Genomic DNA, 20,592 nt, shown 5'->3' with positions numbered 1-20,592 from the left:
GAACACCTCGCATGCCATGACCCGGCCTTCCCCCCAAGCCGGCGTAGGCTGCGCCCTGGCAACCCAAGGGAAGCATGTCGACCGAGCAGTGGGCCCACCGCTTCTTCGAGCTGTCCACGGAGCCCTACGTCATCCTGGGCCGTGATGGCGTGTTGCTCGAAGCCAATCCTGCCTTTGGCCGCCTGGTGGGCCTGTCTTTGACGTCACTGCGTGGCATGGCCTTGCAGGATTTCATCCCCATCGAAGACGCCGCCGGCCTGTTCGCGCATCTGGGTTCCACAAGCCCCACCTCGCGCACCTGCCGCTGGCGTCGGCCGGATGGGTCCTGGCTGCCTCTGTCCTGGCGCATCACCACCGCTTTGGAGTCGGAGCCGCTCTACTGCACGGTGCGGCAGGCCGAGGAGCCGTCCGCCGCGCCCTGGCCAGAGAGTGACTACCTGCCCTTCGGCCTCTACCTGGTCGACATCCGCACGCGCCGGGTCCACTACGTCAACCACCGCTTCTGCCAGCTGTGGGGCATCACCGCATTGGAAGGCGCCATCCAGCGGGGTGAGCTCTCCCATGACGAGGTGATCCACCACTGCCTCAAGGCCGGCGACGCGGCGGAGTTCCTGCGCCTGTGCGCGGCCCCGGACCAGGACTGCGTGCCGGGCCTGGTGGAGGATGAAGCCACCCTGTCGGATGGGCGCACCCTGCGCAGACTGTCCACGTCCTCCTCGGTGGCGGGGGACGCCATGCGCTACCGGCTGTTCGCGTTCGAGGACGTCACCGAGCGCAAGCGCACGCAGGAGGCACTGCGCCGCTCAGAGGAGAGCTTCCGCAGGCTCATCGACCGGGCGCCCGAAGGCATCTTCGTGCACACCCAGCGGCGCTTCATCTACGCCAACCCCACGCTGCTGCGGGCCCTGGGCTACGACGACCCGGCCGAGCTGATGGCCAAGCCCATCTGGAGCATCGTCCATCCGGATGACCTGGAGCTCGTGAAGGACCGCGTGCACACCGCGGCCGTGAAGGGCGCGCTGGCCCCGCTGCGGGAGGTCCGCTACCTGCGGCGCGACGGCACCTGGTACGACGCGGAGAGCGTGGGCATCCCCATCGAGTTCGACGGACACGAGGCCGTCGTGGTGATGGCGCGCGACATCACCGAGCGCAAGCAGGCCCAGTCGCAGCTCCTGCAGAACGACCGCATGGTGCTGGCCGGCACGCTGGCGGCGGGCGTGGGGCACGAAATCAACAACCCGCTGACCTACGTCATGGCCAACCTGGCCTCGGCCCTGGAGTCCGTGAGCCGCCTGGGCGCGGAGCTGACGCGGGCCGGAGAGCGCGGTCCCAGCAGCGTGGCGTGGCCCGCGACGCTGCATGACGCGGAGGCCCTGCTGAAGGAGGCGCAAGAAGGCGCCATGCGCGTGCGCAACATCGTGCGGGACTTGAAGTTCATCTCCCGTCAGGATGAGGAGCGGCGCGAAGCGGTGGACGTGCGGCAGCCGTTGGACTTCTCCATCAACATGGCCGCCAGCCAGCTGCGTCACCGGGCGCGGCTCATCAAGAAGTACGAGTCCGTCCCCCGCGTGTACGCGGACGGCTCGCGCCTGGGCCAGGTGTTCCTCAACCTGCTGGTGAACGCGGCGCAGGCCATTCCCGAAGGCAACGCCGAGGAGCACCACATCACCGTGTGGGTCCGCGCCGGCCCACCGGGCATCGTGCTGGTGGACGTGAGCGACTCCGGCTGCGGCATGACGCCCGCGGTGCTCTCCCGCGTCTTCGACCCCTTCTTCACCACCAAGCCCGTGGGCAAGGGCACGGGGCTGGGGCTGTCCATCTGCCACAGCCTCATCCGCAAGCAGGGCGGTGACATCACCGTCCGCAGCGAGCTGGGCCAGGGCACCACCTTCACCGTCACCCTGCCCACGGCGCCGGACGCAGTCCCCACCCAGGCCGCGCCGGTGGCGCCCGCGCCCCACGCCGAGCGGCGGGGACAGGTGCTGGTGATTGACGACGAGCCCGCGGTCGGCCGCTCCCTGGCGCGCATCATCGGCATGCGGCACCGGGTGACGGTGGTGAACAATGGCGAGGACGCGCTGGCGGTGCTGACGTCGGGCGCGCCCTTCGACGCCGTCTTCTGTGACCTGATGATGCCGGGCATCTCCGGCATGGACGTCTACGAGCGCGTCCGCGAGCGCGGGGATGGCATCGCCGAGCGCTTCATCTTCATCACCGGCGGCTCGTACACCACGCGGGCCCGTCAGTTCCTGGAGCGCGTGCCGAACCTGCAGATTGAGAAGCCCTTTGACGTGGAGTCGATTCATCAAGGCCTGGGACAACTCCTGGGTGCCTCTCGTGGTAGCGAATGACGCCGGGCGTCCTCCCGGCCCAACTGTGAAAGGAGTCCTCGGGTGATTGACGGCAACTTCGTCATCGATGCGGTGACACACGCCTACAACCTCCATCCCACGAACTACCGCGCCGGCAAGTACGCCGAGTCGCTCGCGGGGCTCATCTGGGGGCTGCACAGCGGCCTGTCTGGGGACACGCACCGCGTCCCCACGTCGGAAGGCTTCCTGAAGAACTGGTCCGTGAAGGAGCTGGCGCACCTGCTCTTCGTGGAGAGCGGCGTCGACCTGGCGGTGCACCACGTGCTGCCGCTCCAGACGCTGTACCACGACGGCCTGTGCTCCTATGAGAAGACGCTGGAGATTCACCGCAACTATCCCCACCGCTTCCTGGTGTACGCGGGCGTGGACCCGCTGCGCGGCACGGCGGCGCTGGATGACTTGGAGCAGCAGTACGAAACGCTCAAGCCCAGCGGCCTGAAGCTCTACCCGGCGGCGTGGCTGGGCGACAAGTTCCGCCACACGGGCTGGCGCATGGATGACCCGACCATCGCCTTCCCCCTGTTCGAGCGGGCGCAGAAGCTGGGCATCAAGAACATCGCCGTGCACAAGGGCCTGCCCATGGGCGCGGTGCCGCTGGAGCCCTACAAGGTGGATGACATCGGCGGGGCGGCGGATGCCTTCCCTGACCTGAACTTTGAAATCGTCCACGGCGGCATGGCCTTCCTGGACGAGACGGGCATGCAGCTGTCGCTGTTCCCCAACGTGTATGTGAACCTGGAAGTGACGGGCGCGCTCATCGTGAAGCGTGAACGCTGGTTCGCCGAGTCCCTGGCGGCGCTGCTGAAGTGGGCGGGCCCGGAGAAAATCATGTGGGGCTCCGGGACGGTGTTCAGCCACCCGCACCCGGCGCTGCACAAGTTCTGGCATGACTTCCAACTGCCGGACGACCTGGTGCAGGTGGCGGGCATGCAGGTAACGCCGGACGTGAAGCGGATGATTCTGGGCGGCAACTACGCGCGCTACGCGGGCGTGGACGTGGAGGCGGTGAAGAAGAACATCGCCAACGACAAGTTCGCCAAGCTGAGAGCGCGCGGCGACATCCAGCCGTACGGCTACCGGGAGAGCCTGTATGAGTGAGCAGGCCCTGCGCGAGCGCATCCAGGACATCCCCGACCCGTGCAGCTGCGCCACGGGCGTGCCGCTGGGCATCGGGGAGATGGGGCTGATTGAGTCGGTGAAGCGCACGGAGGGAGAGGTGACGGTGCGCCTGCACATCACCTCGCCCATGTGCATGATGGCCGCCTACTTCATGCGGGAAATCGAGCAGCGGTTGCTGACGGTGGAAGGCGTCACCGCGGTGAACGTGGAGTTCGACCACGACCTGAAGTGGACGCCGCAGGACATCGAGCCGGAGGCCCGCCAGCGGCTCGCGGCAAAGCGCATCACCATGCTGGGTGGCCGCCTGCTGCCCCAGGACTCGGCGCAGCGCCGCTCCTGAGGGGTGATGCGGCGCTGGCGGGAAGCCTCCACCCGCCAGCGCCTGGCCGCGCTAGCCGTTCTCCGCGGGCGCGGGCTTCACGAGGGGAGCCGGGCTCGCCGACTCGCGCCGTTTGAGCAGGCTCCGCACGGCGACGTAGAACGCGGGCACCAGGAAGATGGCCAGGACGGTGCCTGACACCATGCCGCCGAACACGCCCGTGCCGATGGCCCGCTGCGTCTCCGCGCTCGCGCCGCTGGCCACCACCAGCGGCACCACGCCCAGGGCGAAGGCGAGTGACGTCATCAGGATGGGACGGAAGCGCAGCCGCGCCGCCTCCACCGCGGCCTGGAGCGGTGAGCGCCCCTGCTCCTCGAGCTGCTTCGCGAACTCGACGATGAGAATCGCGTTCTTCGCGGACAGGCCGATGATGGTGATGAGGCCCACCTTGAAGAAGATGTCGTTCATCAGTCCGCGTGACATCACCGCGGCCAGCGCGCCAATGAGTCCCAGTGGCACGACGAGCATGACCGACAGCGGAATCGACCAGCTCTCGTAGAGCGCCGCCAGCACCAGGAAGACGACGAGCATCGACAGCGCCAGGAGGATGGGCGCCTCCGAACCGGAGAGCCGCTCCTGGTAGGAGAGCCCCGTCCACTCCACCGCGAAGCCGGCTGGGAGTTCGCCCGCGATGCGCTCCATCTCCGCCATGGCGTCACCGCTGCTGAAGCCCGGTGCCGCCGCCCCGGCGATGCGCACGGCGGGGTAGCCGTTGTAGCGGACCAGCTGCATGGGTCCCCGCTCCCAGACGGGCTCGGCCACCGAGGACAGGGGCACCATCTGCCCGCGCGCGTTGCGCACGGGGAGCTTGAGCACGTCCTCCACCTGCATGCGGGACTCCGCGCGCGCCTGCAGGATGATTTGCTGCATGTAGCCCTTGTTGGGGAAGTCGTTGACGTACGTCGACCCCAGCGCGGTGGAGATGACCGAGTTGATTTCCGCGAACGACACACCGAGCGCCGCCGCGCGCTCGCGGTCCACCTGGATTCGCACCGTCGAGCCGTCCGGCAACCCCTCCTGATAGGGGAAGGCGATGACCGGACTGTCCGAGGCGCGCCGGAGGACGTGGTTCATGGCGTCGTTGAGCGCCTTCGGGCCGTGTCCGGAACGGTCCTCCAGCCGCATGGCGAAGCCCGCGCTGTTGCCGAGCCCGTCCACCGCGGGCGGCAGCACGTTGATGACCATGCCCTCCCGCGGAGAGGCGAAGCGCGCGTTGGCGGCGGCGACCTCACCCGCCGCCGTCTCCCCCTGGCGCTCGTCCCAATCGCGCATCATCACGAACATGAGGCCGGCGTTCGCCCCCGAGCCGAAGAAGCCGAAGCCCTGGATGGTCAGCACGTCCTGGATGCCCTCGCGCTCGCTCAGGAAGGCCTCCAGCTCCCCGAGCACGCTGTTCGTCCGCTCGGCCGTGGCGTCCGACGGGAGCTGCACCGAGACGTTGAGGAACCCCTGGTCCTCCTCCGGGAAGAAGGCGCCCGGCAGCCGCCAGAACGCCAGGGCCACCATGGCGACCACCACGGCGTACGCGAAGAACGCCCGGCCCAGGCGTCCGACAATGGCCCGGGTCCAGTTCGCATAGCGCCCCGTCACCCGCTCCAGGAGCCGGTTGAACCCGCCGAAGAAGCCGCGGCGCTTCCCCGCGTGGCCGGGCTCCACCGGGCGCAGCAGCGTCGCGCAGAGCGCCGGGGTGAGCGTGAGCGCGAGGAACGCGGAGAAGAGAATCGACACGGCCATCGCCAGGCTGAACTGGCGGTAGATGGTGCCGACGGAGCCCGTGGCGAACGCCATGGGGATGAACACGGACGTGAGCACCAGGGTGATGCCGATGACGGCGCCCGTGATTTCCTTCATCGCCTTCTTCGTGGCCTCGAGGGGAGAAAGCCCCTCCTCCGCCATCAGACGCTCGACGTTCTCGACCACGACGATGGCGTCATCGACGATGATGCCAATCGCCAGCACCATGCCGAACATCGTCAGGACGTTGATGGAGAACCCCGACGCCAGCATCACCGCGAAGGTTCCCAGCAGCGCGATGGGCGCGACGATGGCGGGAATCAGCGTGTAGCGCACGCTCTGCAGGAAGAGATACATCACCGCGAAGACGAGCAGCATCGCCTCGAAGAAGGTCTGGACGACCTTCTGGATGGAGACGCGCACGAACGGCGCCGCGTCGTACGGAATCGTGTACTCGACGCCCGCGGGGAACGCCCGGGAGAGGTCCGCCATCCGCTCGCGGATGCGCTCGGAGGTATCGAGCGCGTTCGCCCCCGGGGCCAGCTGCACGCCGAACGTGGCGGCGTTCTTCCCATTCTGCCGGGTGGACGAGGCGTAGCTCTGGGGCCCCAGCTCCACCTTGGCGAGCTCCTCGAGCAGCACGTTCGAACCATCCGGGTTGGCCCGGATGATGACGCGCTCGAAGTCCGCGACGTCCAGGAGCTGCCCCTGGAGCATCAGGGGGGTGGTGACGCGCTGGCCTGGAACCGCGGGCATGTCCCCCAGCCGTCCGGGAGAAGCCTCCGCGTTCTGTGCGCGAATCGCCGCCGCGACCTCATCCACGGAGATTCCGTGCGAGATGAGCCGCTCCGGGTCCAACCAGACGCGCAGCGCGCGGGCCGGCGTGAAGAGCTGGACGCGCCCCACGCCGGGCACGCGGCGCAGGTCCTCGACCACGTTGCGGCTCAGGAAGTCCCCCAGCTCGGCCTCGTCGTAGCGGCCGTCGCTCGACACGAGCGTGGAGAAGAGCAGGAAGTTGGTGGTGGTCGTCTCCACCTGGAGCCCGAGCTGCCGGACCATCTGCGGCAGCCGCGATTCGACGGTCTTCAGACGGTTCTGGATGTCGACCTGCGCCAGGTCCGGGTCCGTTCCGGGCGCGAACGTCACCACGATTTGCGCGATGCCCGACGTGTCGCTCGACGACTCGAAGTACAGGATGTTCTTCACGCCGGACAGGCCGCGCTCAATCAACGACACGACGCTGTCGTTCATCGCGGCCGGCGTGGCGCCGGGATAGGTGGCGGTAATCGTCACGCTCGGCGGCGCGATGGACGGGTAGCGCTCGATGGGGAGCCGGGGAATGGAGATGGCTCCGGCGAGCACGATGAAGATGGCAATCACCCAGGCGAAGACCGGGCGTTCAATGAAGAATCTTGGCACGGCTCACTCCAGGTTCAGCGCGAGGCCGGGGCGTGCTGCCACTCGGCGGGGGTGACCTGCTGGCCTGGCGCAAGACGGTCCTGCCCCTCGACCACGACACGCTCTCCGGCGGAGAGTCCCTCCTCCACCAGGTAGCGTCCGCTGACGATGCGTCCGGCGCGGACGTTGCGCGCCTCCGCGGTGTTGTCCTCTCGGACGATGAAGACCTGCGCCTGGCCCTGCGCGTCGTGAAGCACGGCCTGCTGGGGAACGAGGAGCGCACCGGCCACCTCTCCGAGCACGACGCGCGCCTTCACGAACATGCCCGGCAGGAGCTTGCGCTGCGTGTTGGGGACCAGGGCGCGCACCGTGAGCTCGCCGGACCCGGGGTCGACCGAGATGTCCGAGAACTGAACGCGGCCTCGCTCCGGATAGGGCGCCCCCGTCGAGGAGAGCACGATGACCTCCGCCCCCGCCTCTCCGGTGCCTCCCTGGAGTGACTGCAAGCCCGCCGCGCGCTCCACGGGTGACTTGATGTCGACGAAGACGCGGTCAATCTGCTGGATGACGCTCAGCGGCGTGGCATCCGCGGGGCCGACGAGCGCGCCCTCGTTGACCTGGGAGATGCCGATGTGCCCCGCGATGGGGGCGGTAATCGTGGCGTAGTCCAGGTCGACACGGGCCCTGTCCAGCGCCGCGCGGGCGCGCGCCACCTCCGCGTTCGCGATGGCGAGCGCGGCCCGGGCGTCATCGTGCGCCTGCTGGGTGCTCGCGCCTTTCTCGAAGAGGGACTGGATGCGCCTCGCATGCAGCTCCGCCTGGAGTCGCCCGGCCTCACTGGCCGCATGGGCCGCCGCCGCGCCTTCCACATTCGCGCGGAACACCGCCGCTTCCAGTTGGTAGAGTGGCTGCCCCTTCTGGACCGTGTCTCCTTCGGAGAAGCGCCGGCTGCGCACGAGCCCGCCCACCTGCGGGCGGACTTCCGCGACCCGGAACGCGGAGACTCGCGCGGGGAATTCGTCGTGAAGGACAACGGCCTCCCCTTGCACCTTCAGCGTGGACACCTTCTGGACCGGCGGTGCGAAGGCTGCTTCTTCCTGCTTGCCGTCACAGGCGAGCAGCGGGAGCAGCGTCCATGCAAGCAGAAGACGCTTCGAGCGTTGGAGAGGCATTGTCGTCTGGCGAGGAAAACGTCGAGGAACACGCAAAACCATACTTTTCACACAGCACCGCGCCCTGGTCCGCCAGCAGCCAGGGAATGAAGCGTCACCTGCGCCCGAGCAGATGACATGACGAAGGGGGCATCTCGAGACACAAGCCCGTCACTGACGGCCCCCTCACGGGAGCCCCTGACAAATGAATTCTTGGCCGAGGTATTAGCCGGAGACAGACACACTGACGGTGAGGAGCGCCTACTTTCGGGTGAGCTCCTCGAGCCTCCGGATGACGGCGGCTCTCACTTCAGGCCTGACTCCCTGGTCCTCGAGCAGGTCCGCGAACCACAGGCCGTCGGTCGCGAGCCTGCAGATGATGGATTCGAGGGCCTGAAAAGGCCCTCATTTCAGGTGCCTACGCCCGGCGGCCCCCCAGACGCTCAAGCGCGAGGCTGCTGGAACGGCGCCATCTGGGCCGCCAGGGCGCGCTGGAACGCGGGCCGGGCCTCACAACGTTCCTTGTACGCCTTCAGCGTGGGAAAGCCGTCGAGCACGTCCGTGTGCCGGAGGATGCGGAGCACCGTCACCATCATCAGGTCGCCCGCCGTGAAGCAGTCCTCCAGGTACTCGCGCTCACCCAGATGCGCCGCGAGTTCTCCCAGGCGCACCTTCAGCGACTCCACCACGCCCGGCCTGCGCAGCTTCGCCCACTCCTCCTGGGCGAAGAACAGGTCCACCTCGGCGAGCGGCTGAATCGCGATTTCGATGGAGTTGAGCGCCGCGAAGAGCCACGTCACCGCGCGAGCCCTGCCCGCCGCGTCCGCCGGCAGCAGCGCCTCACACTTGTTGGCGATGTGGAGCACGATGGCGCCTGATTCAAAGAGGACGAGGCCGTCCTCCTCCAGCACCGGCACCTGGCCGAAGGGCTGGAGCTTGCGGTAGTCGGGCGAGGCCTGGACTTTGTTGTCGATGAGCTTCACCTGATACGGCAACCCCGCCTCCTCGAGCGCCCACCGCACCCGGAGGTCCCGCACCAGGCCCTGTGCGAACGGCGGAACCCACTTGAACGCACTGACGGTCATCATCGTGATGTCTCCTGGTCGGTGAGCGGTTTGGGCGCGCCGAAGCGCGTCATCCGGCGCAGCGCTCTCAAGCATGCGACCCGGGCTCCGTCAACGCGGTAACGGTCCTCAGGGTGTCTCCTCCCGCAGTGCCGTGGGCGCGCGCTCCCACACCCGCCGCACCAGCTCCGGAAACACCTTGGACACCTTGCCCAGCAGGTAGTCGCCGTACGTTCCCTGGAAGGCGTGGACGCTGGCGCCGTCCCAGCGGCGGGCGCGGTCCTCATCTACGTCAGCGCCCGCGCCGCGTGGCAGGGGGTGGACCTCGGCGGCAAAGTCCGGGTCGAAGAAGAGTGGGAAGGACAGCCTGTCCTTGCCGCTCACGTTCTTCACCCGGTGCGGCGTGGAGCGGTACCAGCCGCCTGTCATCCGGTCGAGCATGTCGCCGATGTTGCACACCAGCGTCCCGGGCAGCGGCGGTGCCTCCACCCAGCCGCGCGGCGTCTTCACCTGCAACCCGCCGTGGTCGTCCTGGGCCAGCAGCGTGAGCAGCCCGTAATCGGTGTGCTCGCCCACGCCCCAGCGCTCCTCCTCGTGCTGGGGCTCCGCGGGGTAATGGAAGATGCGGAAGAGCACCGTCGGGTCCGCCGTGTAGTGCCGCCGGAAGTAGTCCGCGTCCAGGCCCAGGCTCAGCGCCATGCCCTCCATCAGCGCATGCGCGGCGCGCGTGCAGGCCGCCACGTAGTCGAGCACCGCCGCGCGCAGCTCCGGCACCTCCGCGGGCCACAGGTTGGCGCCGTGCAACGGCCAGCCGGCCTTTACGCGCGGGTGCTCGCTTCCGAGCTCCGTGCCCAGATACAACCCCTCCTTCCGGTCCGGACGCCCCGAGGTCAGCTCCCCCCGAGTGGAAACCAGCCTCGCCACGCGACACCGCCCATCGACATGGCGATGGCCTCCTTCGCCGCCCGGGGCAGCGCGAAGAAGCGGTGGCTCTCCCGCTCCAGCCGCGCGAGCACCTCGCCCGACACGCCGTGGCCCGTCACGTAGAAGAAGCCGCTGTCGCGACAGGCCTGCTCGATTTCACGCGCGACGCGCGCACGCTCGGTGACGCGGGATGCATCGAACAGTGACGCCATGTCGATGACGGGCAAGCCGCCCCGTGCGGAATCCGGACCTGTCATTCCCGGGAGCCTACACAGGTCTGGACCCCGGCAGGGCGCGGCGCGAGAGTCCGCCCGCCTCCATGACGACGCATTCCTCCCCGGAAGCTCCCCACACCACGCTGTCCACCGGGCTCGTGTGGCTGATGGCCGCCGCCTCGGGCGCCACCGTCGCGAACCTCTATTACAACCAGCCGCTGCTGGGAGACATCGGCGCGGCCCTGGGGGCCTCGGGGAGCGCGCTGGGGCTGGTGCCCATGCTGACGCAGGTGGGCTACGCGGTGGGGATGCTCTTCATCGTCCCGCTGGGCGACAGCCTGGAGCGGCGGCGGGTCATCGTCACCATGAACACGCTGGTGGCGCTGGCGCTCGTTGGCGTGGCCCTCGCGCCGACGCTGCACTGGATGGTGGCCGCGAGCTTCGTCGTGGGCGTCACCACCATCATTCCCCAGCTCCTCGTCCCCTTCGCGGCGCACCGGCGCCCGCCGCGCAGCGAGGCCGGGTGGTGGGCACCGTCATGAGCGGTGTGCTGATGGGCATCCTCCTGTCCCGGACGGCGGCGGGCTTCGTCGGGACGCACCTGGGATGGCGCACCATGTTCTGGATTGCGGCGGGGCTGATGCTCGCGCTGGCCGGCGTGCTCCGCTTCGCGCTGCCGTCCCAGCCGCCCATGGCCTCCATGCCGTATCCGCAACTGTTGCGCTCGCTCATCCACCTGGCGCGCACCGAGCCCGTGCTGCGGCTGCACGCGGTGCTGGGCGCGCTCAGCTTCGGCGCGTTCAGCGTGTTCTGGTCCACGCTGGCGCTGTACCTCCAGAGCCTGCCGCAGAAGTACGACGCGCAGGTCGCGGGGCTGTTCGGCGTCGTGGGCGTGGCGGGCGCCGCCGTGGCCCCGCTGGTGGGCCGCCATGCCGACAAGCGCGGGGACCGGCGCATCAACGGAGCGGCCATCGTCGTGTTGCTGCTGTCGTTCGTCGTGATGTGGCCCCTGGGACGCTGGCTGTGGGGCATCGCGCTGGGCGTGGTGCTGCTCGATTTGGGCGTCCAGGCGAACCAGATTTCCAATCAGACGCGGGTGTACTCGCTGCGTCCGGAGGCCCGCAGCCGGCTGAACACGCTCTACATGGTGACGTACTTCGCGGGCGGCGCCGCGGGCTCGTGGCTGGGGACCTTCGCCTGGACGCACTGGGGATGGGACGGGGTGTGCGCCTCCGGCGCCGCGCTGTGTGTCGTGGCCCTGTTGGTGCTCAAGCGAGGGCCGAAGGGCGGCGCGCCTGAAGCGGCGGAGGCCTGACGCTCCGCCGCTCGAGCCAGGCCGAATCGCTCAGGAAGCCTTCTCCGCCGCCAGCGACACCAGGAGCTGCTTCGCCTTCACCTGGCTGCCCACGGACACGTTGAGCTCCGCGACGGTGCCCGTGACGTCCGCCACCACCTGGAACTCCATCTTCATGGCCTCCAGCACCAGCAGGACGTCCCCGGGCTTCACCGCCGCGCCCACCTGTGTGTCCACGCGCAGGATGCGCCCGTCCATCGGCGCCGCCAGCCGTCCGCTGCCCACGCCATCCGACTTCGACGGTGGACGGAACGTTACGTCCGTCACGGCGTGCGCGCCCGAGCCCAGGTCCAGCCACAGCGTGTCCCCATCCCGCAGGTAGCGTGCGCGGCCCCGCGTCCCGGCGCAGGAGAAGTCGAGCACGCCCGCGGACAGCCCCAACACGGACACGTCGAACGACGAATCCCCCACGTCCACCTCGTACCCTTCCGCGGACACGGGCTGGACGGTGACGGACGCTTCCGCGCCACGGCTCACGAGCTTCATCCGCACGGGGTGGCGGTGGGACGTGTTCCAGTTCAGCAGGGACACATCCAGTCCCGCCGTGTCCGCCAGCTTCAGGCCTTCGTCGTGGAAGAGCAGCGCCGCCGCCAGCGCCCTCGCCTTCGCGTCCGTCTGGTACAGCGCTTCCACCTCCGTCGCAGGCGCGTGCTTCGCGATGAACGCCGTGTCGTACTCCCCCGAGCGGAACGCCGCGTGCTCCAGCACGTACAACAACAAGTTCTTGTTGGTGGTGACGCCGAACACCGTCAGCTCGCGCAGCGCCTCCACCAGCCGCCGGCGCGCCGTCTCCCGGTCCGGGCCGTGCGCAATCACCTTCGCCTGCATGGAGTCATAGAAGGGCGGAATCTCCTGCCCCTCCCGCATGCCGTGGTCGATGCGCACGCCCTCACGCACCGGCAGCCTCCACGCCAGCAGCCGCCCGGCCTGGGGCGCGTAGCCCTTCGCCGGGTCCTCCGCGCAGAGGCGGACCTCGATGGCATGCCCCGACGCGGCAATCGCCTCCTGCGTCCGAGGCAGCTTCTCCCCCGCCGCCACGCGGAGCTGCCACTCCACCAAATCCAACCCGGTAATCAGCTCCGTCACCGGGTGCTCCACCTGGAGGCGCGTGTTCATCTCCATGAAGTAGAAGTCACCGCTCGGCGCGAGGAGGAACTCGAGGGTCCCCGCTCCCCGGTAGCCAATCGCCCGAGCCGCCGCCACCGCCACCTCGCCCATGCGCGCGCGCAGCGCCGGGCTCACCGCCGGTGACGGACTCTCCTCCACGATTTTCTGGTGCCGGCGCTGCACCGAGCAGTCCCGCTCGCCCAGGTGCACCACGTTGCCGTGCGTGTCCGCGAAGACCTGGACCTCCACGTGCCGCGCGTCGATGACGGCCTTCTCCAGGATGAGCTCGCCGCTCCCGAAGGCATTCGTCGCCTCCGAGCGCGCCGCGCGCAGGGCCGCGCGAAGCTGCGACGCCTCGTGCACCAGCCGCATGCCGCGCCCGCCGCCACCCGCCGCCGCCTTGACCATCAGCGGGAAGCCGATGCGCTCGCCCTCCAGCGCCAGCGCCTCATCATCCAGGTCGGACGCCTCATAGCCAGGAATGCAGGGCACGCCCGCCGCCATCATGCGCAGCTTCGCCTGACGCTTGTTGCCCATCAGGGTGATGGCCTCGGCCTCCGGGCCGATGAACACCAGGCCCGCGTCGCGGCAAGCGCGCGCGAAGTCCGCGTTCTCCGACAAGAAGCCGTAGCCCGGGTGGATGGCCTCCGCGCCGGACGTCTTCGCCGCTTCCAGAATCTTCCCGATGACGAGGTAGGACTCCTTCGCCGGAGACGGCCCAATGGCCACCGCCTCGTCCGCCGCCAGCACGTGCGGCGCGCCGCGGTCCGCCTCGGAGAACACCGCCACGGTGCGGTAGCCCAGCCGCTGGCAGGTGCGAATCACCCGGACGGCAATCTCGCCGCGGTTCGCGATGAGGACCTTCTTGAAGCGCTCCATCGTGTCCGCTCCTCTCACAACCGCGCGACGCCGAACGTGTTGGGATGGACCTGCCGCCGCTTCGCCTCACGGCACACCGACAGCGCGAACCCGAGCACCCGCCGCGTGTCCCGCGGGTCGATGAGCCCGTCATCGAACATCCGCGCGCTGCAGTTGAACGGATGCGACTCCTTGTCGAACTGGTCGATGATGGGCTGGCAGAACGCCTTGAGCTGCTCCTCGTCCACCACCTGCCCCTGCCGGGCCAGCTTCTCCCCGAAGACGATGGACATCACCTTCGCCGCCTGCTCGCCGCCCATGACGGCGGTGCGCGAGTTGGGCCACCCGAAGATGAAGCGCGGATGGAACGGACGGCCGCACATGCCGTAGTTGCCCGCGCCGAACGCGCCGCCAATCAGCACCGTGAGCTGCGGCACCGTCGCGTTGGCCACGGCCTGAATCATCTTCGCGCCGTGCTTCACGATGCCCCCCTGCTCCGGCTGCGTGCCCACGAGGTAGCCCGTGGTGTTCTGCAGGTAGAGGATGGGCGTGTCCTTCTGGCAGCACAGCTGGATGAACTGCGCCGCCTTCGTCGCGCCCTGGGGCGAAATCGGCCCGTTGTTTCCGATGATGCCCAGCGGGTGGCCGTACAGGTTCGCCCAGCCACAAACGGTGTGCGCGTCGTACTCGTCCTTGAAGCCGGTGAACTCCGAGCCGTCCACGATGCGCGCGATGACCTCGCGGCAATCGTAGGGTTTGCGGTAGTCCACGGGCACGGCGCCGCAGAGTTCGTCGGGCGAGTACACGGGCTCGGCATAGGCGGGGCGCTCGGTGGGCGGGAGCTGCGCGTTCCACCCGAGCTTCGCCACGATTTCGCGGGCCATGCGGATGGCGTCCGCGTCGTCCTCCGCCAGGTAGTCCGCGGTGCCCGCCACCGTGGCGTGCATCTGGGCGCCGCCCAGTTCCTCATCCGTGGCGACTTCCCCCGTGGCCGCCTTGAGCAGCGGCGGGCCCGCGAGGAACACCTTCGCCTTCTTCTTCACCATCACCACGTAGTCGGACAGGCCCGGCAGGTACGCGCCACCCGCCGTGCTGGAGCCGTGCACCACCGTCACCTGGGGGATGCCCGCCGCCGACAGCCGCGCCTGGTTGTAGAAGGTCTCCCCACCCGGGATGAAGATTTCCTGCTGGTACATCAGGTTGGCGCCGCCGCTCTCCACCAGCGACACCATGGGCAGCTTGTTCTCCAGCGCCAATGCCTGCGCGCGCAGCGCCTTCTGCACGCCCCACGGCGACGCGGTGCCGCCCTTGATGGCGGAGTTGTTCACGAAGACGATGCACCGCACCCCGGACACGTAGCCGATGCCGATGATGCTGTTGCCGCCCGCCAGCGAGCCGTCACTGTCGTCGTGGTAGCCATAGCCACACAGCGTGGACAGCTCCAGGAAGGGCGAGCCCCGGTCGAGCAGCAGCATCAGCCGCTCCCGAGGCAGGAGCTGCCCGCGCTTGTGGAACTTCTCCTTCGCCTGGTTCTCCGTGTTGCGGACCTTCGCCTCGATGGCGCGCAGCTCCGATACGCGGGCCAGCATGTCCGCGCGGTTCGCCTTGAAGGATTCGGAGCCCGGGTCGATTCGCGAGGTGAGGCGTGGCATCGGTCTACTCCTGTCCTTCGCGCAGCAGCGCCTCGGGAATGTCCATGTGCCGCGAGCGCAGCCACTCGCCCAGCGCCTTGCCCTGCGGGTCGAACCGGGTGGACGAGGAGACGCCCTCCCCCAGTAAGCCATCCACGACGAAGTTCAGCCCCCGCAGGTTGGGGAAGACGTGCCGCTCGATGCGCAGCGGCGCGGCCTCCGGGAGCAGCTCGCGCAGCTTCTCTTCCGTGAGCGCATGCGCCAGCCACCGCCAGGCCGCTTCCGTGCGCGCCCAGACGCCGATGTTCGCCGTGCCGCCCTTGTCACCACTGCGCGCGGCGACGATGCGTCCCAGCGGAACCCGGCGCGTGGGGCCACCCGGCACTGGCGGCGGCAGCGGCGGCGGCTCCACGGGCTCCAGCGAGCGCGTCTCGCCGGGAGGCGTGATGGTTGTGCGCGTTCCATCCTTGAGGACAGCGACGTGCTCCACGTGCCCCGCTTCGACATAGGCGGGCGTGTAGACGCCATACGGCGCGCCGTCGGAGGGAGGCGCCGTCATCGTGAAGCCGGGATAGCTGCCCAGCGCCAGCTCCACCGCCGCGCCGCTGAAGGCCCGGCCCACCACCTTCGCGTCGGCATCCTTCACCACCACGCGAAGAAAGGCGGCGGCCTGCTCCTCGGTGGCCGCGTCCTCGCGGTCCGTCCGCGTCAGCATCCACTGGAGTTCCTTCGGCTTGCGCGTCAGCGCCGCCTCCAGTTGCTCGCGCACCAGTCTCGCCTTCTCCTCGATGTCCAGCCCCACCAGGATGAACGTCGCCTCGTTCCGGTACCCCCCCAGGTTGTTGAGGCACACCTTCATCGTGGGCGGTGGCGGCTCGCCGCGCACGCCGGAGATGCGGACGCGGTCCTTGCCGTGTGACGCCAGGGCAATGGTGTCGAAGCGCGCCGTGGCGTCCGGGCCCGCGTACCGCGCCCCGGTGATTTCATAGACGAGCTGCGCCAGCACCGTGTCCACCGTCACCGCGCCACCCGTGCCCGCGTGCTTGGTGATGACGCTGCTGCCGTCCTCGTACAGCTCCGCCAGCGGGAAGCCGGGACGCCGCGCGTCCAGCTCCGTGAAGAAGGAGAAGTTTCCGCCCGTGGCCTGCGTGCCGCACTCCAGGACGTGGCCGGCGACCATGGCCCCCGCCAACCGGTCCCAGTCATCCACCTTCCAGCCGAAGTGCGCCGCCGCCGGGCCCACCACCAACGAGGCATCCGTCACCCGTCCCGTGACGACGATGTCCGCCCCCGCGCGCAGGCACGCGGCGATGCCCCACCCGCCCAGGTACGCGTTCGCGGTGAGCGGCGAGCCCAGGCCCAGCGCGTCCGCCCGCGCGGAGAGGTCATCTCCCTCCACGTGCGCCACTCGCACCTTCACGCCCAGCTTCGCGGCGGCCTCGCGCAGGGCGGCGGCCAGCCCCGCGGGGTTCAACCCTCCCGCGTTGGTGACGACCTTGACCTTCTTCTCCACCACCAATGCCAGGCACTGCTCCATCTGCTTCAGGAACGTCTTGGCATAGCCGGTGGACGGGTCCTTCATCCGATCCCGGCCCAGTATCAGCATCGTCAGCTCGGCCAGGTAGTCGCCAGTCAGGACGTCGAGCTGGCCGCCTTCGAGCATCTCCCGGACCGCCGAGAAGCGATCTCCATAGAAGCCCGAGGCATTGCCGACACGCAGGGGGGACGCAGGCATGAGCTCTCCACTCGGCAGCAACGAAAGACGCGTGAGTCTGGGCAGGCGGCTCTAAAAAAGCAAGCGTGCTTGCTTTTTTAACCCTTGGCTCGCATCCTGGCCGGGTGAGTGAGGCATCCGGTACGCCCGGCAGGCAGGAGCAGGAGCGCAGCCGCGTCACGCGCCAGCGTCTGATGGAGGCGGCCATTGGCGCGCTCGCCGAGCTGGGGTGGGCAGGCGCGACGATGACTGTGATTGCCGAGCGAGCGGGCGTGTCCCGGGGCGCCTGTCAGCACCACTTCCCCACCCGCGCCGACCTGGTGGCCGCCGCCGTGGAGTATGTGGGGCACCAGCAGGTGGAGGCCGTGCTCCGCAAGGCCGCCCAGTTGCCGGCCGACGCTCGCCGCACGGAGGCCATCCTCCACATGCTGGCCGGCATCTACCTCAGCCCTGTCTTCACCGCCGCGGTGCAGCTCTGGGTGGCCGCCGTGGCGGACGCGGAGCTGCGCGCGCAGTTGGCCCCGCTGGAGGCCCGCGTGGGGCGGGAGTTCCACCGGCTGACGGTGCAGTTGCTCGGCGTGGATGACAGCGTCGCGGAGGTGCGCGAGCTGATTCAGGGAACGCTCGACCTCATCCGGGGACTCGCGCTGGCCAATCTGCTGAGGGACGACAGCGCGCGCAGGAAGAAGGTCCTCCACCGTTGGGCGCTCACGCTGGACGAGGCCCTGAGCGCCCGGCGCACCCGCAGAGGCTGAGGACCACGGGTTTCATGAACGACCTCCACATCAGGAGCTGACCATGGGCTACCGCTCTCTCTTCGCACCGGGCTGTTTCAGCAACCGCACCATCATCGTCACCGGCGGCGGCAGTGGCATTGGCCGCTGCACCGCGCACGAGCTGGCCGCGCTGGGCGCCAACGTCGTCCTGGTGGGCCGCAAGCCCGACAAGCTGGAGGCTGTCGCGCGGGAAATCCAGGAGGACGGCGGCAAGGTGTCCTTCGAGGTGCTCGACATCCGCGACGAGGAGGGCGTGAAGGCCACCGTGGCGCGCATCATCGCCGCGCACGGCCCCATCCACGGCCTGGTCAACAACGCGGGCGGGCAGTTCCCCTCGCCGCTGTCGGCCATCTCCAAGAAGGGCTTTGACGCGGTGGTGTCCACCAACCTCACCGGCGGCTTCCTGATGGCGCGGGAAGTCTATCTCCAATCCATGAGCAGCCACGGAGGCTCCATCGTCAACATGCTCGCGGACTCGTGGGGCGGCATGCCGGGCATGGGGCACTCCGGCGCGGCGCGCATGGGCATGCTCAACCTGACGCAGACGGCCGCCGTGGAGTGGGCCGCGTCGGGCGTGCGCGTGAATGCCGTGGCGCCCGGCTGGGTGGCCTCCAGCGGCATGGACAGCTACAAGGACGAGGGCGTGCGGGCGATGATTCCCCTCCTCAAGAAGGAGGTGCCGCTCCAGCGGCTCGCCACCGAGTCCGAGGTGAGCGCCGCCATCGTCTTCCTGCTCACCGACGCCGCGGCCTTCATCACCGGCGACGTCATCAAGATTGATGGTGGTGCGTCGTGCAACACCAAGATTTTCCCGCTGGAGGAGACCACCGCCTCCAAGCCCTACGAGGGCTTCCACCGCGCGTCGGCGCCGCGCATCCTCGGGGGTGAGTCGAAGGAGTAGGAACGACACCCGGCTTCCGCCAACGTCGCGCGGAAGCGGGGCGCCACCAGCTCAGAGGCCGTCCGGGTAGCAGAAGCCGTAGGTGCGGTCGTAGCCGCCACCCGCGAGCGGGTAGGACACGTAGCCCAGCTCCTCACCCGGGCCACAGTCCGAGCGAGCACGGGTGTAGGGGAAGCAGGTGCCGCGGCCCGTGCCGTTCAGGTCGAGACACACGCCGCGCGCGCCCTCGGCGCCGCAGAACTCCGCGTAGCCCAGGGTGCACTCCTCGCCGATGAGGGCCGGGTCGAAGTCGAAGCCACTGGCCACCTGCACGGCCTGCTCCTGGCACAGTCCCTGGACGCCGCACACGGTGCCCGTGGGGCAGCCCGGGTCGGCGGCCATGAAGTCACACGTGGCCATGCACGTGCTCGACGAACCCCAGGCCGTCGTACAGGCGTAGCCCTCCGCGCAGTCCGTGGCCGCCAGTTCGTACTCGCTGGTGGGCGCCGTGTACGTGCACGCCTCGCCGTGCGTCTTGGTTCCGAGCGACCGCTCCAGCGTGCCGTCATCCGCGGCGCGGTTGGTGGCCACGCAGGTGTGGCCGGGGATGTTCGCCGTCAGCGAGCCCTCGCGAGGGTCACACCCGCCGTTGCGGGCGGTGTTCCACGTCGCGAAACGAATCCACCGGCACTCGCCGCCCGCCACCGGCACGGTGCCGGTGTAGGGCGCGTACAGCGGCGGCGCGGCCACGGACTGGCGCAGCGTCACGTTGGCCAGGGCGCCAATCGTCTGCTGCGGTGTCACCTTGAGCGCGAGCAGCAGCGTGCCCGACTCCGCCACGAAGGTCTTCGCCGTGGAGGTACCGGCGTCCTGGACACCCCAGACACACTGTTCACACGTGAAGAGGTTGGTACCTCCAGTCGCCAGGTCATAGGCGCCCGGCGCCGTATTCACATCCAGCCGGATACGGGCGACATCCGCTACCGCCGGGTCGCCCTGGTCGGAGAACGAGCCGACGTAGGTCGGCTGCGGGCCATACTGCACCGGCGTCCGCTCGATGCCGTTCGTCAGCTCGCCCATCGTGATTTCGGTACACCCGGCGGGCGGCGACAGCAGCGCCGCCTGCTCCTCCGCGGCGCGCAGCGTCTCCTGCTCAGCGGCAGGAGGCGGGGGGTCCACCGGCTTCTCCGGCGCACCACAGCCCACCACCGCGGTCAGCAATGCCACACTCCAGCGCCACCCACCTGCAAATGCAACTCCAGAACGTCGATTCGCCATGAGGTCCCGTCCAGTTGCCATCCCGGCCATTCGGCTTGCCTCGATTGGTTCAAGGCCAAGTTAGAATTAGCCGTAGGGTCTGACATCGAACAACTGCTGCTCCCGTGTTCCTGGTCCCTGCATTCACCTGACGGGACTTATGGCCGGAAGCGCACGACGCTCACGTCGAGAGCGCCAGCTTCCACATCCAGGACCTGGCGCATCAGTTCCAGCGCGCGCGCTTCATCATAGCTGCCGGAGCCCGCGCCAATGACGGGGAAGGCGACGGAGCGCAAACCCTGCTCGCGGGCCTTCGCCAGGGCATTGCGGACCGAGTCCTGGATGGAGCGCTCCGAGGCGCGCCAGCGCATGTCGATGCCCGCCACGTGGATGATGGCTTTGAATGGCAACCGCCCGGCGGAGGTCACCACCGCCGAGCCCAGGGGCATGGGGCCTGCCTTCGCCACCTCGCGGAAGGGCCCGACCCCGCCCCGGCGCTTGATGGCGCCGGACACCCCCTGCGGCAACAGCAGCCACCAGGGGATGATGTTCCGGTTCCAGGCATTGACGATGGCCTCCACCGGCTGGTCCAGCAAATCCCCTTCGACGACAGAGACGGGCATGGCGCGGACTCTAGCGCCAGCCCGCCTCGGCTGGGG

General features: G+C 69.1%; 16 protein-coding genes and 1 pseudogene. 6 read left to right on the top strand and 11 right to left on the bottom strand.

All coding sequences use genetic code 11. The features are described 5' to 3' along the window. Nucleotides 1-74 precede the first annotated feature (74 nt). From QEG98_RS00480 to QEG98_RS00470, 3 genes are read left to right on the top strand one after another with little or no spacing between them, the layout of a single operon-like run. Entirely contained in the window at nucleotides 75-2,351 is a 2,277-nt protein-coding gene (locus QEG98_RS00480) for a PAS domain S-box protein (RefSeq protein ID WP_316565328.1), read from the top strand. A 42-nt stretch (nucleotides 2,352-2,393) separates the two neighbouring features. Further along, the gene (locus QEG98_RS00475) at nucleotides 2,394-3,470 is read left to right on the top strand and encodes an amidohydrolase family protein (protein ID WP_316565327.1); all 1,077 of its coding nucleotides are present in this window, start codon (nucleotides 2,394-2,396) and stop codon (nucleotides 3,468-3,470) included. Beyond that, complete coding sequence (locus tag QEG98_RS00470) at nucleotides 3,463-3,831, top strand: metal-sulfur cluster assembly factor (RefSeq protein ID WP_316565326.1); 369 nt, start codon at nucleotides 3,463-3,465, stop codon at nucleotides 3,829-3,831. The genes QEG98_RS00475 and QEG98_RS00470 overlap by 8 nt, the downstream gene beginning before the upstream one ends. Nucleotides 3,832-3,882: 51 nt before the next feature. Here the strand turns inward: QEG98_RS00470 and QEG98_RS00465 are convergent, their stop codons facing one another. The 6 genes from QEG98_RS00465 to QEG98_RS00440 form a co-directional block, all read right to left on the bottom strand. Further along, the gene (locus QEG98_RS00465; protein WP_316565325.1) at nucleotides 3,883-7,023 is read right to left on the bottom strand and encodes a multidrug efflux RND transporter permease subunit; all 3,141 of its coding nucleotides are present in this window, start codon (nucleotides 7,021-7,023) and stop codon (nucleotides 3,883-3,885) included. A gap of 14 nt (nucleotides 7,024-7,037) precedes the next feature. Then, on the bottom strand, nucleotides 7,038-8,174 hold the full coding sequence (locus tag QEG98_RS00460; RefSeq protein ID WP_316565324.1) for an efflux RND transporter periplasmic adaptor subunit: 1,137 nt from the start codon (nucleotides 8,172-8,174) through the stop codon (nucleotides 7,038-7,040). Between the two features lie 240 nt (nucleotides 8,175-8,414). Continuing rightward, the gene (locus QEG98_RS00455) at nucleotides 8,415-8,492 is read right to left on the bottom strand and encodes a hypothetical protein (protein WP_316568049.1); all 78 of its coding nucleotides are present in this window, start codon (nucleotides 8,490-8,492) and stop codon (nucleotides 8,415-8,417) included. 104 nt (nucleotides 8,493-8,596) lie between these two features. Then, nucleotides 8,597-9,241, bottom strand: a complete 645-nt coding sequence (locus QEG98_RS00450; RefSeq protein ID WP_316565323.1) for a glutathione S-transferase family protein — start codon at nucleotides 9,239-9,241, stop codon at nucleotides 8,597-8,599. Between the two features lie 105 nt (nucleotides 9,242-9,346). After that, nucleotides 9,347-10,141 (bottom strand): isopenicillin N synthase family dioxygenase, encoded by a 795-nt coding sequence (locus QEG98_RS00445; protein WP_316565322.1) that lies wholly within the window; start codon nucleotides 10,139-10,141, stop codon nucleotides 9,347-9,349. Further along, nucleotides 10,108-10,353 carry a 2-oxoglutarate and iron-dependent oxygenase domain-containing protein gene (locus tag QEG98_RS00440; RefSeq protein ID WP_316565321.1) on the bottom strand — a complete coding sequence of 82 codons (246 nt, stop codon included), beginning with the start codon at nucleotides 10,351-10,353 and terminating at the stop codon, nucleotides 10,108-10,110. Before QEG98_RS00440 ends, QEG98_RS00445 begins: the two co-directional genes overlap by 34 nt. 107 nt (nucleotides 10,354-10,460) lie before the next feature. Between QEG98_RS00440 and QEG98_RS00435 the strand changes: the two are divergent. After that, a pseudogene (locus QEG98_RS00435) lies at nucleotides 10,461-11,671 on the top strand (MFS transporter). 30 nt (nucleotides 11,672-11,701) lie between these two features. On the opposite strand, the gene QEG98_RS00430 reads toward QEG98_RS00435, so the two are convergent. The 3 genes from QEG98_RS00430 to QEG98_RS00420 are packed head-to-tail and all read right to left on the bottom strand — an operon-like array spanning nucleotide 11,702 to nucleotide 17,041. Beyond that, on the bottom strand, nucleotides 11,702-13,696 hold the full coding sequence (locus tag QEG98_RS00430; protein ID WP_316565320.1) for an acetyl-CoA carboxylase biotin carboxylase subunit: 1,995 nt from the start codon (nucleotides 13,694-13,696) through the stop codon (nucleotides 11,702-11,704). 14 nt (nucleotides 13,697-13,710) lie between these two features. Further along, on the bottom strand, nucleotides 13,711-15,327 hold the full coding sequence (locus QEG98_RS00425) for an acyl-CoA carboxylase subunit beta (RefSeq protein ID WP_316565319.1): 1,617 nt from the start codon (nucleotides 15,325-15,327) through the stop codon (nucleotides 13,711-13,713). Between the two features lie 4 nt (nucleotides 15,328-15,331). Beyond that, the gene (locus QEG98_RS00420; RefSeq protein WP_316565318.1) at nucleotides 15,332-17,041 is read right to left on the bottom strand and encodes an acyclic terpene utilization AtuA family protein; all 1,710 of its coding nucleotides are present in this window, start codon (nucleotides 17,039-17,041) and stop codon (nucleotides 15,332-15,334) included. A gap of 65 nt (nucleotides 17,042-17,106) precedes the next feature. Between QEG98_RS00420 and QEG98_RS00415 the strand changes: the two genes are divergently transcribed. Further along, on the top strand, nucleotides 17,107-17,775 hold the full coding sequence (locus QEG98_RS00415; protein ID WP_316565317.1) for a TetR/AcrR family transcriptional regulator: 669 nt from the start codon (nucleotides 17,107-17,109) through the stop codon (nucleotides 17,773-17,775). Between the two features lie 43 nt (nucleotides 17,776-17,818). Next, on the top strand, nucleotides 17,819-18,697 hold the full coding sequence (locus QEG98_RS00410; RefSeq protein ID WP_316565316.1) for an SDR family oxidoreductase: 879 nt from the start codon (nucleotides 17,819-17,821) through the stop codon (nucleotides 18,695-18,697). Nucleotides 18,698-18,748: 51 nt separating this feature from the next. Here the strand turns inward: QEG98_RS00410 and QEG98_RS00405 are convergent, their stop codons facing one another. Continuing rightward, a complete protein-coding gene (locus tag QEG98_RS00405) occupies nucleotides 18,749-19,903 on the bottom strand; it encodes a hypothetical protein (protein ID WP_316565315.1) in 1,155 nt (384 codons plus the stop codon). 188 nt (nucleotides 19,904-20,091) lie between these two features. Continuing rightward, nucleotides 20,092-20,556: a macro domain-containing protein gene (locus QEG98_RS00400; protein ID WP_316565314.1), complete on the bottom strand. Its 465-nt coding sequence runs from the start codon at nucleotides 20,554-20,556 to the stop codon at nucleotides 20,092-20,094. Between the last annotated feature and the right edge of the window lie 36 nt (nucleotides 20,557-20,592).

The sequence above is a fragment of the Myxococcus sp. MxC21-1 genome (assembly GCF_032612255.1).
In the GTDB taxonomy this organism is placed as follows: domain Bacteria; phylum Myxococcota; class Myxococcia; order Myxococcales; family Myxococcaceae; genus Myxococcus; species Myxococcus virescens.
This window is presented reverse-complemented; position numbering and strand designations above follow the sequence as displayed.

Excerpts from the sequence above, each read along its gene's own strand:
- QEG98_RS00440 (WP_316565321.1), bottom strand. The coding sequence starts at position 10,353 with ATGGCGTCACTGTTCGATGCATCCCGCGTCACCGAGCGTGCGCGCGTC.
- QEG98_RS00450 (WP_316565323.1), bottom strand. The coding sequence starts at position 9,241 with ATGATGACCGTCAGTGCGTTCAAGTGGGTTCCGCCGTTCGCACAGGGC.
- QEG98_RS00470 (WP_316565326.1), top strand. The coding sequence starts at position 3,463 with ATGAGTGAGCAGGCCCTGCGCGAGCGCATCCAGGACATCCCCGACCCG.
- QEG98_RS00430 (WP_316565320.1), bottom strand. The coding sequence starts at position 13,696 with ATGGAGCGCTTCAAGAAGGTCCTCATCGCGAACCGCGGCGAGATTGCC.
- QEG98_RS00460 (WP_316565324.1), bottom strand. The coding sequence starts at position 8,174 with ATGCCTCTCCAACGCTCGAAGCGTCTTCTGCTTGCATGGACGCTGCTC.
- QEG98_RS00420 (WP_316565318.1), bottom strand. The coding sequence starts at position 17,041 with ATGCCTGCGTCCCCCCTGCGTGTCGGCAATGCCTCGGGCTTCTATGGA.
- QEG98_RS00410 (WP_316565316.1), top strand. The coding sequence starts at position 17,819 with ATGGGCTACCGCTCTCTCTTCGCACCGGGCTGTTTCAGCAACCGCACC.
- QEG98_RS00480 (WP_316565328.1), top strand. The coding sequence starts at position 75 with ATGTCGACCGAGCAGTGGGCCCACCGCTTCTTCGAGCTGTCCACGGAG.
- QEG98_RS00425 (WP_316565319.1), bottom strand. The coding sequence starts at position 15,327 with ATGCCACGCCTCACCTCGCGAATCGACCCGGGCTCCGAATCCTTCAAG.
- QEG98_RS00400 (WP_316565314.1), bottom strand. The coding sequence starts at position 20,556 with ATGCCCGTCTCTGTCGTCGAAGGGGATTTGCTGGACCAGCCGGTGGAG.